At 70.1% G+C, this 15,445-nt stretch carries 14 protein-coding genes, 1 other RNA gene and 1 pseudogene; 7 read left to right on the top strand and 9 right to left on the bottom strand.

Going from position 1 to position 15,445, the window contains the following annotated elements:
* Positions 1-81 precede the first annotated feature (81 nt).
* From NRF20_RS31620 to NRF20_RS31635, 4 genes are all read left to right on the top strand, one after another.
* A complete protein-coding gene (locus NRF20_RS31620; RefSeq protein ID WP_398631426.1) occupies positions 82-1,125 on the top strand; it encodes an ABC transporter substrate-binding protein in 1,044 nt (347 codons plus the stop codon).
* 154 nt (positions 1,126-1,279) lie between these two features.
* Positions 1,280-2,122: a Nif3-like dinuclear metal center hexameric protein gene (locus NRF20_RS31625; RefSeq protein WP_266361770.1), complete on the top strand. Its 843-nt coding sequence runs from the start codon at positions 1,280-1,282 to the stop codon at positions 2,120-2,122.
* Complete coding sequence (locus NRF20_RS31630; RefSeq protein WP_266365642.1) at positions 2,119-2,862, top strand: zinc ribbon domain-containing protein; 744 nt, start codon at positions 2,119-2,121, stop codon at positions 2,860-2,862. Before NRF20_RS31625 ends, NRF20_RS31630 begins: the two co-directional genes overlap by 4 nt.
* Entirely contained in the window at positions 2,862-4,160 is a 1,299-nt protein-coding gene (locus NRF20_RS31635; RefSeq protein WP_413753731.1) for a bifunctional RNase H/acid phosphatase, read from the top strand. The genes NRF20_RS31630 and NRF20_RS31635 overlap by 1 nt, the downstream gene beginning before the upstream one ends.
* Before the next feature lie 167 nt (positions 4,161-4,327).
* Here NRF20_RS31635 and eda read toward each other — a convergent pair whose 3' ends face one another.
* Both eda and yaaA read right to left on the bottom strand, forming a co-directional pair.
* The gene (gene eda, locus NRF20_RS31640; protein ID WP_413753732.1) at positions 4,328-4,948 is read right to left on the bottom strand and encodes a bifunctional 4-hydroxy-2-oxoglutarate aldolase/2-dehydro-3-deoxy-phosphogluconate aldolase; all 621 of its coding nucleotides are present in this window, start codon (positions 4,946-4,948) and stop codon (positions 4,328-4,330) included.
* 75 nt (positions 4,949-5,023) lie between these two features.
* A complete protein-coding gene (gene yaaA, locus NRF20_RS31645; protein WP_398631429.1) occupies positions 5,024-5,824 on the bottom strand; it encodes a peroxide stress protein YaaA in 801 nt (266 codons plus the stop codon).
* 230 nt (positions 5,825-6,054) lie between these two features.
* Between yaaA and NRF20_RS31650 the strand changes: the two genes are divergently transcribed.
* A complete protein-coding gene (locus tag NRF20_RS31650; RefSeq protein ID WP_413753733.1) occupies positions 6,055-7,497 on the top strand; it encodes an RNB domain-containing ribonuclease in 1,443 nt (480 codons plus the stop codon).
* On the opposite strand, the gene NRF20_RS31655 is transcribed toward NRF20_RS31650, so the two are convergent.
* Positions 7,442-8,305: a hypothetical protein gene (locus NRF20_RS31655; protein ID WP_413753734.1), complete on the bottom strand. Its 864-nt coding sequence runs from the start codon at positions 8,303-8,305 to the stop codon at positions 7,442-7,444. The two genes, NRF20_RS31650 and NRF20_RS31655, sit on opposite strands and share 56 nt — an antisense overlap.
* Positions 8,302-9,045 (bottom strand): MerR family transcriptional regulator, encoded by a 744-nt coding sequence (locus tag NRF20_RS31660; RefSeq protein WP_413753735.1) that lies wholly within the window; start codon positions 9,043-9,045, stop codon positions 8,302-8,304. Before NRF20_RS31660 ends, NRF20_RS31655 begins: the two co-directional genes overlap by 4 nt.
* A gap of 179 nt (positions 9,046-9,224) precedes the next feature.
* Here NRF20_RS31660 and NRF20_RS31665 point away from each other — a divergent pair.
* Together NRF20_RS31665 and rnpB are read left to right on the top strand one after the other, a co-directional pair.
* Positions 9,225-9,793: pseudogene (locus NRF20_RS31665) on the top strand (Uma2 family endonuclease).
* 52 nt (positions 9,794-9,845) lie between these two features.
* Positions 9,846-10,247: RNase P RNA component class A (gene rnpB / locus NRF20_RS31670), an RNA gene on the top strand.
* 875 nt (positions 10,248-11,122) lie between these two features.
* On the opposite strand, the gene NRF20_RS31675 is transcribed toward rnpB, so the two are convergent.
* The 5 genes from NRF20_RS31675 to NRF20_RS31695 all read right to left on the bottom strand — a co-directional run bounded on the left by NRF20_RS31675 (position 11,123) and on the right by NRF20_RS31695 (position 15,274).
* Positions 11,123-11,494 carry a toxin-antitoxin system YwqK family antitoxin gene (locus NRF20_RS31675; protein ID WP_413753736.1) on the bottom strand — a complete coding sequence of 124 codons (372 nt, stop codon included), beginning with the start codon at positions 11,492-11,494 and terminating at the stop codon, positions 11,123-11,125.
* A complete protein-coding gene (locus NRF20_RS31680) occupies positions 11,494-14,151 on the bottom strand; it encodes a hypothetical protein (protein ID WP_413753737.1) in 2,658 nt (885 codons plus the stop codon). Before NRF20_RS31680 ends, NRF20_RS31675 begins: the two co-directional genes overlap by 1 nt.
* Entirely contained in the window at positions 14,148-14,516 is a 369-nt protein-coding gene (locus tag NRF20_RS31685) for a DUF6507 family protein (RefSeq protein ID WP_413753738.1), read from the bottom strand. The genes NRF20_RS31680 and NRF20_RS31685 overlap by 4 nt, the downstream gene beginning before the upstream one ends.
* A gap of 92 nt (positions 14,517-14,608) precedes the next feature.
* Positions 14,609-14,920: a pore-forming ESAT-6 family protein gene (locus tag NRF20_RS31690; RefSeq protein ID WP_398630410.1), complete on the bottom strand. Its 312-nt coding sequence runs from the start codon at positions 14,918-14,920 to the stop codon at positions 14,609-14,611.
* Positions 14,921-14,941: 21 nt separating this feature from the next.
* On the bottom strand, positions 14,942-15,274 hold the full coding sequence (locus NRF20_RS31695) for a hypothetical protein (RefSeq protein WP_266357773.1): 333 nt from the start codon (positions 15,272-15,274) through the stop codon (positions 14,942-14,944).
* Positions 15,275-15,445 lie beyond the last annotated feature (171 nt).

Below are 15,445 nucleotides of genomic sequence, written 5' to 3' on the forward strand. Positions count from 1 at the left end.
TGCCTGTGCTCGGCGCGAGACGGGTGAGTAAGGTAAGGCAGCCCTAAGTGATACCTGTGTGACCTTGAACTGGAGCAAGTGATGTCCCTTCGTCGCCGCGGTACTGCCGCAGTCGGCCTGGCAGTGGCTGCCGCCCTTTCCCTCTCGGCCTGCGGGAGCGACGACGGAGGATCGGACGGCTCGGCCAAGTCCGACGGCGGCGGTGACAAGAAGGCGGCCGTCGCGACGGGCGGCAAGGACTTCGCCGATGCCGCGAAGAAGACGGCGGAGTACGGGACGGACGCCAAGGCCGGAGAGTTCCCCCGGACCCTCACCCACGCCATGGGCAAGACCGAGATCAAGTCCGCCCCCAAGCGCGTCGTCGTGCTGGACGTCGGCGAGTTCGACAACGTCGTCTCGCTGGGTGTGAAGCCGGTCGGTTACGCCCCCTCCGAAGGGGACGCGGCCATCCCCTCGTACCTGAAGAAGGACGCGGGCAACCCGAAGAACGTGGGCACGATCAACAACCTCAATCTTGAGGCGATCGCCGGTCTGAAGCCCGACCTGATCCTCGGCAGCCAACTGCGCGCCGCCGACAAGTACGACGCCCTCTCCAAGATCGCGCCGACCGTGTTCTCCATCCGCCCGGGCTTCACCTGGAAGGAGAACTACCTCCTCAACGCCGCGGCACTGGACAAGACGGCCAAGGCCAACAGCGAGCTCGGTGCCTACGAGGCGAAGGCGAAGAAGCTCGGCGAGGACATCGGCCCGAACAAGCCGACCATCTCCATGGTCCGCTACCTGCCGGACCGGATCCGCCTCTACGCCAAGGCGTCCTTCATCGGCACCATCCTCGACGACGCCGGTCTGCCGCGGCCCGAGAACCAGCAGATCAACGATCTCGCCGTGGAGATCAGCCCGGAGAAGATCGACGAGGCCGACGCCGACTGGATCTTCACCGGCGTCTACGGCGACGTGAAGGCCACCAAGCGCGACACCGCCCAGTCCAACCCGCTGTGGAAGAACCTCAAGGCGGTCAAGGACGGCCGGGCCAAGGACGTCTCCGACGAGACCTGGTACCTCGGCCTCGGTGTCACGGCCGCGAACCTGGTCCTCGACGACCTCCGCGCCGACCTCGTGAAGTAACGATTCCCTGGGGCCTGTCGTCGGACTGCCGCCTGCCGCGCGGCGTCCGGGCGACGACGGCAGTCCGACGACAGGACCCAGCCGGCCGTGGCCCGTCCGTACGGGTCGCCGAAGCCATGGGCGACGGGGCACGGAGGGCAGGTAGCCTTTCCTTGTGCCCCGTCTGTCTGAAGTCCTCGCCGAGCTCGACGCTCTCTGGCCGCCCGAGCGGGCCGAAGGTTGGGACGCGGTCGGCACCGTCTGCGGAGACCCCGCATCGCAGGTCGACCGTGTGCTCTTCGCCGTCGACCCCGTCCAGGAGATCGTCGACGAGGCACTCAGGCTCGGCGCCCAGCTGATCGTCACCCACCACCCGCTCTATCTGCGGGGTACGACGACGGTCGCGGCCGACACCTTCAAGGGCCGGGTCGTGCACACCCTCATCAGGCACGACGTCGCGCTGCACGTCGCCCACACCAACGCCGACACCGCCGATCCGGGCGTCTGTGACGCCCTCGCCGGTGCGCTCGACCTGCGCGTCGAGGGGCCCCTCGTACCGGACCCGGCCGACCCCAAGGGCCGTCGCGGCCTCGGCCGGATCTGTGTGCTCGACCACCCCGAGAGCCTGGCCGACTTCGCCGCCCGCGCCGCGGCCCGACTGCCCGCCACCGCGCAGGGCATCCGACTCGCGGGCGACCCGGCGGCGACGGTGCGCTCCGTCGCGGTCAGTGGCGGCTCCGGCGACAGCCTCTTCGACGCGGTGCGCGCTGCCGGCGTCGATGCCTTCCTCACCGCCGACCTGCGCCACCACCCGGCCTCCGAAGCCATCCAGCACTCCCCGCTCGGCCTGATCGACGCCGCACACTGGGCCACCGAATGGCCCTGGTGCGAACAGGCCGCAGCGCAGCTCGACGCGATTTCCGACCGCCACGGATGGGGCCTGCGGGTCCATGTCTCGAAGCAGGTCACCGACCCCTGGACCACCACCACCCACCACTCTTCTGGAGCCCCCAACTGAACGCCGCGCCCGCCGACCAGATCCGACTCCTCGACGTCCAGGCCCTCGACGTACGCCTGTCGCAGCTTGCGCACCGGCGCAAGTCGCTGCCCGAGCACACCGAGATCGAGTCGCTCACCAGCGACCTCGCGCAACTGCGTGACCTGCTGGTCGCCTCGCAGACCGAGGAGAGCGACACCGCCCGCGAGCAGACCAAGGCGGAGCAGGACGTCGACCAGGTGCGCCAGCGCGCCGCCCGCGACCAGCAGCGCCTCGACTCGGGTGCGGTCACCTCGCCCAAGGACCTGGAGAGCCTCCAGCGCGAGATCACCTCGCTGGCCAAGCGCCAGGGCGACCTGGAGGACGTCGTCCTCGAAGTGATGGAGCGCCGCGAGTCCGCCCAGGAGCGTGTCACCGAGCTGTCCGACCGGGTCTCCGCCGTCCAGGCCAAGGTCGACGACGCGACCGCCCGGCGTGACGCCGCGACCAAGGAGCTCGACGAGGAGACCGCGACCGTCACCAAGGAGCGCGAGCTCGTCGCCGGTTCCGTCCCCGCGGACCTGCTGAAGCTGTACGACAAGCTCCGCGTCCAGCAGGGCGGCATCGGCGCCGCCCGCCTCTACCAGCGGCGCTGCGAGGGCTGCCGTCTCGAACTGAACATCACCGAGGTCAACGATGTGAAGGCGGCCTCCCCGGACACCGTCCTGCGCTGCGAGAACTGCCGCCGCATCCTGGTCCGTACGGCGGATTCGGGCCTGTAATGACTCAGCCGCGCCAGTTCGTCATCGAGGCCGACGGCGGTTCCCGGGGCAACCCCGGGCCCGCCGGTTACGGTGCGGTCGTCATCGACCCGGTGACGGGGGAGACCCTTGCCGAGGCCGCCGAGTACATCGGCGTCGCGACGAACAACGTCGCCGAGTACAAGGGCCTCATCGCGGGTCTGAAGGCGGCGAAGGCGCTGGTGCCGGACGCCTCGGCGGACGGTGCGCTCCAGGTGCGGGTCCGGATGGACTCCAAGCTGGTCGTGGAACAGATGTCGGGCCGTTGGAAGATCAAGCACCCCGACATGAAGCCGCTCGCGGCGGAGGCCGCCAGGATTCTGCCGGCCTCCGCCGTGACGTACGAGTGGATCCCGCGCGAGAAGAACAAGCACGCGGACCGGCTCGCCAACGAGGCGATGGACGCGGGCAAGCGCGGCAAGCAGTGGGAGCCGTCGGCGTCGACGGCCGCACTCGACACGCCCCGGCCCTCGACGACCGCCGGCCTGCCGCCCGTCTCCGGCCCGCCCGGTGACGCGGCAGCGGGCGCGGCCAGGGCCCGCGCGGCCCTGTCCGCCCGGCCGGCAGCGGCGACAGGCACGGCGTCGGCAGTCGCCCCCACGCCTACGGCATCCTCCACCGCCCCCCAGGTGGGCTGGGCCGCGGCGCCCGATCTCGGGGCGCCCGCCACCTTCGTACTGCTCCGGCACGGCGAGACGGCACTCACCCCCGAGAAGCGGTTCTCGGGCAGCGGCGGCAGCGACCCCGAACTCTCGGCGACCGGCCGCCACCAGGCCGAACGCATCGCCCAGTCGCTGGCCGCCCGCGGCACGATCGAGGAGATCGTCAGCTCCCCGCTGCGCCGCTGCCGCGAAACAGCGGCCGCGGTGGCGGCCCGGCTCGGCCTGGAGGTCCGGATCGAGGACGGCCTGCGCGAGACGGACTTCGGCGCCTGGGAGGGCCTGACGTTCGCCGAGGTGCGTGAGCGGTACGGCCCCGACCTGGACGCCTGGCTCGCCTCCGCGAAGGCGGCCCCCACCGGGGGCGGCGAGAGCTTCGCCGAGGTCGCCCGCCGCGTCGCGGCCACCCGCGACCGCCTCACCGCCCGCTACGCGGGCCGCACGGTCCTCCTGGTCACCCATGTGACGCCGATCAAGACCCTGGTCCGGCTGGCGCTGGGCGCCCCGCCGGAAGCCATGTTCCGTATGGAACTCTCGGCCGCCTCGGTCTCCGCGGTGGCGTACTACTCGGACGGGAACGTGTCGCTCAGGCTGCTGAACGACACATCGCACCTGCGATAGGGAACGGGGCTCCCGCGTGAGCGTGCGGCGCCCCGGGGCGGCGGAGTGACTCCCCGGAGGCACGAAGCTGCCGCTTCCTCGGGTGGCGGGGGCAGCCCGCACCCCGGTCGGCACCCACCGGGGTGCGGGGCGGAGCCCCGGTTCCGGGAAGGGGTGGTAGGGGGAAATCAGCCGCGCAGTGCCGCCGCCTCGCTCGCCAGCCGCTCCACCCGCGCCCAGTCCTTCGCCGCCACCGCGTCCGCCGGGACCATCCAACTGCCGCCCACGCAGCCGACGTTGGGCAGTGCCAGATAGGACGGTGCGGAGGCGAGCGAGATGCCGCCCGTGGGGCAGAACCGGGCCTGCGGCAGCGGCGAGGAGAGCGCCTTCAGATACGCTGTGCCGCCCGCCGCCTCGGCCGGGAAGAACTTCATCTCGGTGACCCCGCGCTCCAGCAGCGCGACCGCCTCGGACGTCGTCGAGACGCCCGGCAGGAACGGCACCCCCGACGCCTTCATCGCGTCCAGCAGCGTGTCCGTCCAGCCGGGGCTGACCAGGAACCGGGCCCCCGCGGCGACGGTGTCGGAGACGTTCCGTACGGAGATCACCGTGCCGGCCCCGACCACCGCGTCCGGCACCTCGGCCGCGATGGCCTTGATCGCATCCAGTGCCGCGGCGGTGCGCAGCGTCACCTCGATGGCCGGGAGCCCGCCCGCGACCAGGGCCCGGGCGAGCGGCACCGCGTCGGCGGCGTCCTCCAGGACGACAACGGGGACGACGGGGGCAAGGTCCAGCACAGAGGAGGTCATGCGCTCATCTTGCCGCGCCCAGCGCACACCACGCAACGAGCGTTGCACATGATGCAACGTGATGGCTCTCCCGGTTCAGTGAATCTCGGTCACCACGACATCGAGCGACCACGCCCGACCGGCCCGCGCGGGGGCCTCGGCCTCCACCACGTACCCGAGCTCCCGCAATGTCTCCACCAGCTCCGCGGGCCCCTTCGGCCGTGCGCCCGCCAGCAGCAGATCGCGGACCATCCGCCCCTTCGTCGCCTTGTTGAAGTGGCTGACCACGGAGCGCTTCTCGACCCCGTTCACCATCTGGGAGTGCAGCACCCGCACGCTCGCCGTGCGCCTGGCCACCTCCCCCTTCGGCTTCCAGGCCGCGGTGTACGCGGAGGACCGCAGGTCCAGGACGAGCCCGTCCCCGGCCGCCTCCGGCATGACCTCCGCCATCGGGTCGCGCCAGTACGTCCCGAGCGCGCCCAGCCCCGGCAGCTTCACACCCATCGAGCAGCGGTACGAAGGAATCCGGTCGCCCACCCGCACGGCACCCCACAGCCCGGAGAAGACCAGCAGCGACTTTCCGGCCCGCCGCCTGGCCGCCGTGTCCAGGGAGGCCAGATCCAGGGCGTCGTACAGCACCCCTGTGTAGATCTCCCCGGCCGGACGCGTCCCCGCCGTCCGCAGCTCGACGTTCTTCGCGATCTCGCCGCGCAGCCCCTCGCTCAGCCCGAGCACCTCGCGGGCCTTCTCCTCGTCCGCCGCACACAGCTCGACCAGCTCGTCGAGGACCGCGGCCCGCGCCGCAGCCAGGCCCGGCAGCGACAGCGACTCCGGCTTCAGGGGTGCTCCGCGCCCCGACGCGGCCTTTCCTTCGGAGGGCGGCAACAGCACGAGCACGGCGGTTCTCCTTCGTACGTACGCACAGGTGGACGGGCTCAGAAGGCCCGGGGTCCCGTCGTCGAAGTGCCGTCTGCCGTGCGACGACGGCAGACGGCACTTCGACGACGGGACCTGGCACCAGCGTACGGGGACCCCGGTACCGCACTGGGGCCCGTCCGGCGGATCAGGGCCGGGCAGGCACTGGCCGCCGGGATGCCGTCCGGCCCACCCCGCCATACGCTCGATCCATGCCCCGCCGCCATCTCCATATGACCGGGCCGGCCGAGACCCCGCTGAGGGCGGCCCTGTGCAAGCTGCGCAACGAGCTCGAACTGCCCGGCAGCTTCGCGCCCGACATCCTCGCCGAGGCGGCGCAGGCGGCGACGGCCCCGGCGGTGTCGGCCCACAAGGACGCGACGGACCTGCCGTTCTTCACCATCGACCCGCCCACATCCACCGACCTCGACCAGGCCATGCACCTCGAACGCCGTCGCCACGGCTTCCGCGTGCACTACGCCATCGCCGATGTCGCCGCCTTCGTGCGCCCCGGCGGCGCACTCGACACCGAGGCCCACCGCCGGGTGACGACCCTCTACTTCCCCGACGGCAAGGTGCCGCTCCACCCCACCCTGCTCTCCGAGGACGCCGCCAGCCTCCTCCCCGGACAGACCCGTCCCGCCCTCCTCTGGCAGATCGACCTGGACTCCGAGGGCAGCGCCGTCACCACCTCGGTGCGCCGGGCCCTCGTCCGCAGCCGGGCCAAGCTCGACTACGCGGGCGTCCAGCGGCAGATCGACACCGGCATGGCCGAGGAGCCCCTGGCACTGCTCCAGGACATCGGACGGCTCCGCGAGGAGCAGGAGGTCGCCCGAGGCGGCATCTCCCTCAACGTGCCCGAGCAGGAGATCGTCGAGCGCGACGGCACATACGGCCTGGAATACCGCGCCCCGCTGCCCGCCGACGGCTGGAACGCCCAGATCTCCCTCCTGACCGGCATGGCCGCCGCCCACCTCATGAAGGAGACCGGTACCGGCATCCTGCGGACCCTGCCCGTCGCACCCGACGGCGCCGTGGCCCGGCTCCGGCGCTCGGCCGAGGCGCTGCACATCGACTGGCCGCACCATGTCCCGTACGCCCAGGTCGTCCGCTCCCTCGATCCGAGAAGGGCCAACCACGCCGCGTTCCTCCAGGAGTGCACCACCCTGCTGCGCGGCGCCGGCTACACCGTCTTCGACCACGGCCAACTCCCCACCCCCGCCGTTCACGCCGCCGTCGCCGACCTCTACACGCACTGCACCGCCCCGCTGCGCCGCCTCGTCGACCGGTACGCGGCCGAGCTGTGCCTCGCCGCCGTCGCGGAACAGGACCCGCCCGAGTGGGTCCTCACCGCGCTGCCCCGCCTGCCGAAGGAGATGGCGGACGGAACCGGACGGGCCAACACGGTGGAGCGCGAGTGCGTCGACGTGGTCGAGGCAGCGCTGCTCAAGGACCGGATCGGCGAGGTCTTCGACGCGTACGTGGTCGACGTGAAGGAGCAGGAGCCCACCACGGGCACCGTCCACATCGACGACCCACCCGTCGTCGCCCGGGTCGAGGGCGGAACGGCGAAGCTCCCGCTGGGGGAGCGACTGCGGGTCAGGCTCGCCCAGGCGGATCCTGGCTCGGCGAAGGTCCTCTTCGCCCCCGTGTGAGCGCGGCCACGGCGGCACCCGGATCATCCGCATGGAACCGCACCGTCCGCGCCCACCCCCGCTTCCCGAGCGGCCGCACGAACGCCACCGGAGAGACCAGCTCCACGGTCACCGTCGTCTGCCCGCCCACGACGAGGTCGAGCACCCCGTCCGCCCCCGGCCGCACCGGCCCGCCCTCGGGATAGCGCCGCTCGACCCGCGCTCCGGCGACCGCCCCGGCGGGAACCCGCAGGTCGAACAGCCCGCCGTAGCGAAGCCGCAGCGCCCCGTCGGCGTCCACCACATGCGGCCGGGTCACACACGCGGCATGGAAGGCGAGCACCAGGACCACCCCGTACACATCGAGCACGAGCAGAACCCTGTGCACGACCGGCCACGGGATCAGCAGCGCCAGCATCACCGTCTCGACCAGAGCAACGAAGACCAGGCCGTACATCATGGCGGTCTGCGGCCCGGTGTACGGGACGGCAAGGGCACCCTCCGGCACGCCATGACGCCTCCGCAGCACCCACAGCCCGAGACTGTGCAGGGCGCGCACCTCGTGGGCGACGAGACGGCGCACCTTCTCGGGCACGACGGTACGGAGCGCCGCACCCATCGCCTCCCGCCGCCCGGCACCCGCGCGCCGGCCCACCCGCCAGAGCCGCCACAGGACCACGCCCTCGAACCCGAGCGCGGCGACCACCAGGGCCTCGGCACCGAGCAGAACCGCACCCGGTATCCGGACCCCCGCCAGCAGGCAGCCGCCCAGACCCAATTCGACCGCCGGCACAGCCCCCACGGCATACCGCGCAATCCGCACGCTCATCCTGTTCCCCTCTCCGCCACGCGTGCCGTCAGGGCCGCCATCACTCGGCGCACCACCTCGGCCTGCGCGGGTGCGTAGTCGTCGAGCAGCGCCTGACCGAACCCCGTCATTGCCGGGCCGCCGGAGGGGATCGCCGCCAGCACCTCGTCCGGCACGGCGGCGGCCAGATCGGCGGCGAGCGGAGCGATCCGCGGATCGTCCACGGGCGCCGCAGCCAGTGCGTCCAGCCGCTCGTACAGCGCATGCACGGCCGGGTCCTCGGCCAGGGGCCGCAGCGCGGCGTAGAGCTCACTGCCGCCGCCCGCCGCGTCCAGCAGCACCAGGTGCTCACGGTCCTTGTCGGCCGTCGGGGAGCCGGTGGCCGGAGCCGTGCCCAGCAGTTTGGCCAGCGCGGGCGATACGGGCTCCTCGGCGCTCACCGGCCCGTCCAGCAACCGGGCCAGCCGACGCCGCCGCTCCCGTATCTCGTTCTCCTGCCGGGCCAGATCGGCATCCAGCTCGACGAGTACCTCGACGAGTTCGCGCCCGGCGTCGTCGGCGAGGACATCCCGTACCTCGTCCAGACCGAGCCCGAGCTCGGTCAGCCGCCGTATCCGGGCCAGCACCACGGCGTCGCGCACGCTGTAGGCGCGATAGCCGTTGGTCCGGCGGCCGGGCTCGGGAAGCAGTCCGATGTGGTGGTAGTGCCGGATCGCCCGCGAGGTGACCCCGACGAGCGCGGCGATCTCTCCGATACGCATGAGCCCAGTAGAAACGTTGACGCAACGGCAGGGTCAAGCGCTCACCGCACCCGTCCGCATCTGACAACTCCGTATCCTCCTGTGCCACGATCGAAGGAAGCACTCCCATCTCACGGACGGCTGATCCACTGATGTCCCAATCTGGCGAGCGACCGAGGAAGGGGCGTGACATGACTGCCATGCCGCACGAACCGCTCACGCAGGCGGACGTCCTGCTGGAGGGCTTCCTGGCGCTGGATACGCCGGAGGGCTTCCGGGCCGAGCTGATCGAGGGGGAGATTGTCGTGACGCCGCCGCCGGACGGGGACCACGAGGACTACATCAGCCTGATTCTGAAGCAGGTGATCAGGCTCGCCCGGACCGACATGGACTTTTCCGGGAACAAGGGACTGAAACTGAACAGCGGCGGACGGTGTCCCAAGAACCACGTCATTCCCGATGGCACCTTCGCCCCCACCGAACTGCGTCTGTACCGGGGAGCGGACCCCTGGATGCCGTGCGAGGGGGTGGCCCTCGTCGTCGAGGTCACCTCGTCCAAGCCCCGGGCCGACCGCACGGACAAGCGTCACTGCTACGCCCGCGGACCCGTCCCCCTCTACCTCCTGGTCGACCGTGAGCAGTCTTCGGTGACGCTGTTCAGCGCCCCGGAGGGGGCGACTACCGTCAGCACTGCACGATTCCGTTCGGCAAGCCGCTTTCCCTTCCCGCTCCGTTCGCCTTCGACCTGGAGACCGGGGCGTTCGTCTGAGCGCCCCGTCCGGCGGCTGCCGCCAGGCGGGTAGCATGGTCGGCACGGCAGACGAGCCGGGCGGACGGCCGCGTGGGGATCCTCGGATCTCCCCGAGGAACGTCCGGGCTCCACAGGGCAGGGTGATGGCTAACGGCCACCCGGGGTGACCCGCGGGACAGTGCCACAGAAAACAGACCGCCGGGGACTTCGGTCCTCGGTAAGGGTGAAACGGTGGTGTAAGAGACCACCAGCGCCTGAGGTGACTCAGGCGGCTAGGTAAACCCCACCCGGAGCAAGGTCAAGAGGGGCCGTCGTAAGACGGCCCTGCGCGAATGTTCGAGGGCTGCCCGCCCGAGTTCGCGGGTAGACCGCACGAGGCCGGCAGCAATGCCGGTCCTAGATGGATGGCCGTCTCCCCGGCCGCCGCGAGGCGACCGGGCGACAGAACCCGGCGTACAGCCCGACTCGTCTGCCGCCACCTGCGGCTTCGTCTCCGAGGGGCCTCCGACCTGCGCCGGAGGCCCCTCGTTCCAGGCGGCTCACTCGCCGTGACCTGGGCTTTTGCTTAGACCGACCGGCAAATGAGGGGCGCCGCGGGGAGCCCAGGGCCTGAGGCGGCGAACTCGGGCACCGTCGTCCGCCGTCAGATGCGTCGCCGTGACCGTGAGCCGGGGCGCGCCACTGTGCACCGTCAGGAACCGTGTGGTGACAGAGCCCGTCTCCAGGTCACCGAGATTCCATCGCCGCGCTCCCGAACCCAGCACCTCAAGGCCGACCCGCCGCAGGGGCCTGCGCCCGACGCGGACGGTCACGAGCAATTCGACGGGACCGCCGGTGATCCGGGTGGCGCGGAGGTCCAGACCGAGCGGTCCGTCGGTTGTCGTACCGCCAGCCCCTGCTCGCGGCACGCGGGCCCGCGGCGCGCATCGGCGGAGTCCTGGGTGGTGAGCCGGCCCGGACTGCCGACGGATGGTCCCTGACGGTACGTCAAGAGCTGCACGTCGGATCCCTGACCGAGCTGTACTCACTGGCGGTGCGGCTTGCGCGGAATTCCGGCACCGAGGGGGTCATCGGGCACGTCCGCTTGCGTGCGAAGCGCGTCAAGCCCGCTGCCGCAAGGTAAGCAGGAATCTCCCGGCTTCAGCCGGGAGAGCACTTCAAGAGGAAGATGTCCCCGATCTCCTGGTCAGCAGGGCGGGAGAGCTGGTGAAAATGGCTCTGGCTCCCACGGGAGAAGCATCCGGCTGACCGATCGGCGGTCGACGTAGTCCTTCAGGAGACGCCGAACTGCCCTTTCGGATTGGGGTGGTCGGGCAGTCGGCGTCGACTTCGATGCTGTCGCAGAACTCAGTCCTCGCTCCTGCGCCAGTCCTTCGTGGGCCGGCCCTCTTCGTCCCATCGGCGGTCCGTCAGCATGGTCAGACCGTCGTCGGCGAACACCACCTCGGCGGCGAGCGTGCCGTTCGGGTGCCACTCCCTGGACACCCCTACCGGACGCCCCTCGCGGGCCGTTGCCTCGGACCGGAGCGTGCCGTCCTTGTACCACTCACGGCTGGGACCGTGCTGCATCCCGGCCAGGTAGGAATCCAGGCTGACAACAGCATCCCCCAGACGCTCCTCGACCTCACCGGTGAAAAGTTCACCCCGGTACAACAGGCGCTGTCCCTGATCCATATCGACCTCGGGGTCGTCGATGTCGATTCGTGTCACGTCGGCCATCAGGGAATCCAATTGTCGTTGGTCGGCGGGTTGCCGGTGAACCTGCCCTGCAAGCTGTCCACGCCATCCAGCATAATGTTGCAGTTTGCACAGAAAGCCGCGGGGCGCCCGGGGAGTTCGGTCTTCATGTGCGGCAGGTACGGGAACTCGACCGATGCCCGGAGCTCGGAGAGCGCCGCCTCCCCGTCCGGGAGCCCCAACTTCTTCCGCTCCCAGAGCAGTTCGTTCGCGGCCTTGACCTCGGCGTGTCCGAGCGGGTGATCCGGCGCCGGTGCGGAGTCCGCGATCGACTCGTATCGTGCGGCAATGGTCGGGTGGACGCGGTCGGCAGGGATGATGTTGTCGAACTTCCCGTTGATTCCCTCGAAGACCATCCCCGTTCGCAGGTCCATGACCGATCCGACACAGGCACCCACCTGTTTCCTGGGGAAGGTGCCGAGTTCCTTGGCTTCCTTGTATGCGGCGCCGCGCTGGAAGGAAAGGTCCTTGAGGAAATGCTCGAAATTGCGGCCGTCGACATGGGTGATCAGGCCGTCCGCATCTCGTGTCAGGCGGCTTTCCGGCAGTTGGCCGAGGAACTTGTTGCCCGGACCAGGGGGAGGAAGCGGTTCATCCCCGATCCGGACCGGGTCCGCAGCACGTCGAGCGGCATCGTCGGCGAGTGAACCCCCAGGCTCTCGGATGTCCCTCTCACTGTGGTGCGTGCCGTCGTCCGTGTGGTCGTGGGGAGACGTCCCCTCGGGATCGTGTCCGCCCGGGCCGGGATCGTGGCTGTCGCCGTTGCCGTGGTGTGCGCCGTCGCCGGACCCGTGGTGCGGCGTGCCCTCGTCCGCTCCGTGGTGTGCGCCGTCGTCGGTATGACTGTTGGGGCCGTGGTCGCTGTGGTGGGCCGGCGTCGGGTCGTGCGATCCGCTTGGCCCGTCGCCGTGGCCGCCTGTGTGGCTATTGGGTGGTTCGTGGCTGGCTGAGGGGCTGTGTGCGAGGTCGTCGGCGTGTCCGCCGGGAAGGTTGTCGCCGATGTGACCGGCGGGACCGGGGAGGTTGTCGCCGGTGTGGGCGGTGGGGCCGTTGAGGTCGTCGCCGGTGCGGCCGATGTCTCCGAGGTCGTTGCCGAGGCTGTCGCCCAGGCGGATGGGGGTACCTGCGTTGTCGGCGGTGTGGGCGCCGACGCCGGCCGGGACCGGTTCTCTGTCGGGGGAGCCGATGTGCGGGGTGTCCGCGCCCGTGTCCGGGTGGATGTCCGGGGAGCGTTCGGGGCGGGCGTCTTCTGCCTTCTGGAGGACGTTGCCGTTCTCGTCGAGGAGGTTGTACTCGCTGTCGAAGTAGCGTGCCGGTTCACCGGGGCCGGTGGGCAGCTTTGTGGTGCCCTCGGGCAGGACGGGGGCACCGTCGGGGAACTTGACGTTCCCGTCGGGGAGCTTGATCCCGCCGTCCGGGACGGCCGCGCCTTCGGGGAGGTGGACGGTGCCGTCGGGCAGCTTGAGTGAACCCTCGGGCAGCACGATGGCGTCGTCGGGGAGTTTGGGGATTTCGATGTTCTCGATGCCCTTGAGGGCCTTGGTGATGTCGCCGATCTTGGAGAGGCCGGCGCCTGCGCCCTTGGCGATGTAGGTCATCGGGTCGATGACCTTGCCGGCCTTTCCGGCGACGGACAGGACCTTGGCGACGGCGCCGGCCTTGCCGGCTCCTGCGGCTGCTCCGCCGGCGCCGCCGGTGAAGACGGTGGTGAGGACGTTGAAGGTGACGGCTCCGGCGGCCCGTCCGGGGTTCTTGCCCCATTCGTCCCAGGCGACCAGGGCCTTGCCGGTCTCCTTCATCGCGGTGCGTGAGTCGCGGAGCCAGGAGGGGAGTTTGTCGTCGGGCAGGGCCCAGAACAGGGTGCCCGCGCCGGGGATCGAGGAGATGACGAGGCCGGTGGCGAGCTGGGCGAGTCCCTTCCAGGCCTGGCCCATGGCGTCCCAGCCGCCGAACCCGACGAGAGTGCCGAGGCCCTTGATGGTGCCCCATACCCCGTCGACGATCAGGCCGTCCCAGACGAACGACTTGACCCAGTGCCCGACCTCCCAGACGTGGTGCTTCTCCTCGACGGGGTCGCCCCAGGGGAGTTTGGCGTTCTTCAGGTCGTCCGCGTTGAACCCGTACTGGTCCTTGCGTTCGGATCCGTCGCCGGCGACCATCTGGACGCCGCCGGGGATCAGGGCGGTGATCTTGTTGTGGCAGGTGCGTTCGGCGGCCCAGAACGCGGCGACGGTCGCGGTGATGTCGTCGCGGAGCTGGTTGTGCTCGTCGACCTTGTCCTCGTCGTACTCCCAGTCGTCGTCGTCCTTGTTCGCGTTCACGAACTTCGTCGCATCCGCCTTCAGCCGCTCCAGCTTCGTGACCAGCGGACGGATCTCCGTCGCGTAGTCCGACAACGACGAGGCGACCTTCTCCAGATCGTCCGCGAACCCGTCCGCCCGGTCCTTGACCGGCTTCGTCGTCGCGAAGAGCTGCTCGGCCTCGGGAGCCTGGTAGTAGGCGGACAGGGCCTGGAAGTGGGTGTGGACGGACGAACCGGTGTCGCGGATGTGCCCGGCATCGGTCTTCAGACCGGCGTGGTCCTTCTCCAGCTGACCCAGATCACCGGTGTACTGCGGTATCGCCTCGGGCTTGATCACTTGTCCTGCACCCCGGGCTTCTTCGGATCCAGATCCACCGCACCGAGCGCCTTGCGCTGGGCCTCGGCGGCCATCTCCAGGTCACCGTTCAGATAGGCCGTCGTCGCGTCGACCGCGCCCTGCAAGGACTTCCCCGCCCGCGCCGCGATGAACTTCAGATCCGGTGTCGTGTGCTCCGCGAACTGCGACAAAGCCAGTGCGACAAGACCGCCCGCGGCCTTCTCCCCGTCCTTGCCGCCACCGCCATCACCGCCGCCCTCGGCACTGATTGTGCCCGCACTCGACGCCGCGGACGACAGATGATCCCCGTACGACGTCGCATACGTCTGGATCTTCCCCGCGACCTCACCCGTCGTCTTCAGCACGCCCGAAATACCCTGCGGCTTCAGATCCCACCCAGTCACCAGTACACCCCCGTGAACCGCTTGCCGAACCAATCAAACCAACCGAGACGGCCTCAGCCGATGTTGTCGACCGCGGCCTTCGCGCGCGTGATCGTGTGCTGCGCCGTTCCGTCGTTCTTCTCCAGCGTCGTCTTCAACAGCTGGATGATGCTCTTGACCTCCTGCGACGAACGGTTCCACCGCAGTTCCTTGCCGTGGTACTCATCCGCCACACCATCCGCCGCGAAGTCCGCCATCGCGGCCTTCACCTGCGCGTCACGCGCCGCGATCACTTCCTCCAACTGCGCGATCACCACCTGGATATTGCCCTGCGCATCCGCGGACGCACCCGTGTCGTACGAACGACGATCACTCTGACCAGCCATCAGAAACCCAACCCCCGTCTGTCAGCGGCCGCCGAAGCGCGCCGCGTCGAAGTTCGCCGCCGACATCTGCTGCCGCGCGTTGTCACCCTGCTCCTGATCACCCGAGCTGAACGCCGCCTCCATCCCCGACTGACCACCGAGGAGAGCCGACAGCGAACCGTTCAACGCCGCCGTGATCTCGTCCGACCGCCCCTTGAACGAATCGAACGCCACACGCCCCGCACCGTTGAACTTCCCCTCCAACGGCTGCGCGGCCTGCACCAGCTGACGAATCAACGTCCCCAGATCAGTACTGGACCCACGCGACTTCGACGACAGCGTCGAAAGAACCTGCGCCCCCATGTCGAACTTCATCCAGTCCCCCTGCCAAGCCAGTCGAATCGTCTATGGGTTCATGCCTATCAACTCCGGGATCACGGTTGCAATCGCAGGGGACTCCTGTGACACACGCGTAACAGCCGGACGGGGTGTGATGTTCCGGGCCGCATTATGGGAGACGATCTCGTTCGGTCCGTCCTCGGGAAA

The sequence above is a fragment of the Streptomyces sp. R-74717 genome (assembly GCF_047305335.1).
Taxonomy (GTDB): domain Bacteria; phylum Actinomycetota; class Actinomycetes; order Streptomycetales; family Streptomycetaceae; genus Streptomyces; species Streptomyces atratus.

Coding starts and splice junctions, on each gene's coding strand:
- NRF20_RS31655 (WP_413753734.1), bottom strand. CDS start 8,305: ATGAGCGTGCGGATTGCGCGGTATGCCGTGGGGGCTGTGCCGGCGGTC.
- NRF20_RS31650 (WP_413753733.1), top strand. CDS start 6,055: ATGCCCCGCCGCCATCTCCATATGACCGGGCCGGCCGAGACCCCGCTG.
- NRF20_RS31675 (WP_413753736.1), bottom strand. CDS start 11,494: ATGGCCGACGTGACACGAATCGACATCGACGACCCCGAGGTCGATATG.
- NRF20_RS31690 (WP_398630410.1), bottom strand. CDS start 14,920: ATGGCTGGTCAGAGTGATCGTCGTTCGTACGACACGGGTGCGTCCGCG.
- NRF20_RS31660 (WP_413753735.1), bottom strand. CDS start 9,045: ATGCGTATCGGAGAGATCGCCGCGCTCGTCGGGGTCACCTCGCGGGCG.
- eda (WP_413753732.1), bottom strand. CDS start 4,948: ATGACCTCCTCTGTGCTGGACCTTGCCCCCGTCGTCCCCGTTGTCGTC.
- NRF20_RS31695 (WP_266357773.1), bottom strand. CDS start 15,274: ATGAAGTTCGACATGGGGGCGCAGGTTCTTTCGACGCTGTCGTCGAAG.
- NRF20_RS31620 (WP_398631426.1), top strand. CDS start 82: ATGTCCCTTCGTCGCCGCGGTACTGCCGCAGTCGGCCTGGCAGTGGCT.
- NRF20_RS31635 (WP_413753731.1), top strand. CDS start 2,862: ATGACTCAGCCGCGCCAGTTCGTCATCGAGGCCGACGGCGGTTCCCGG.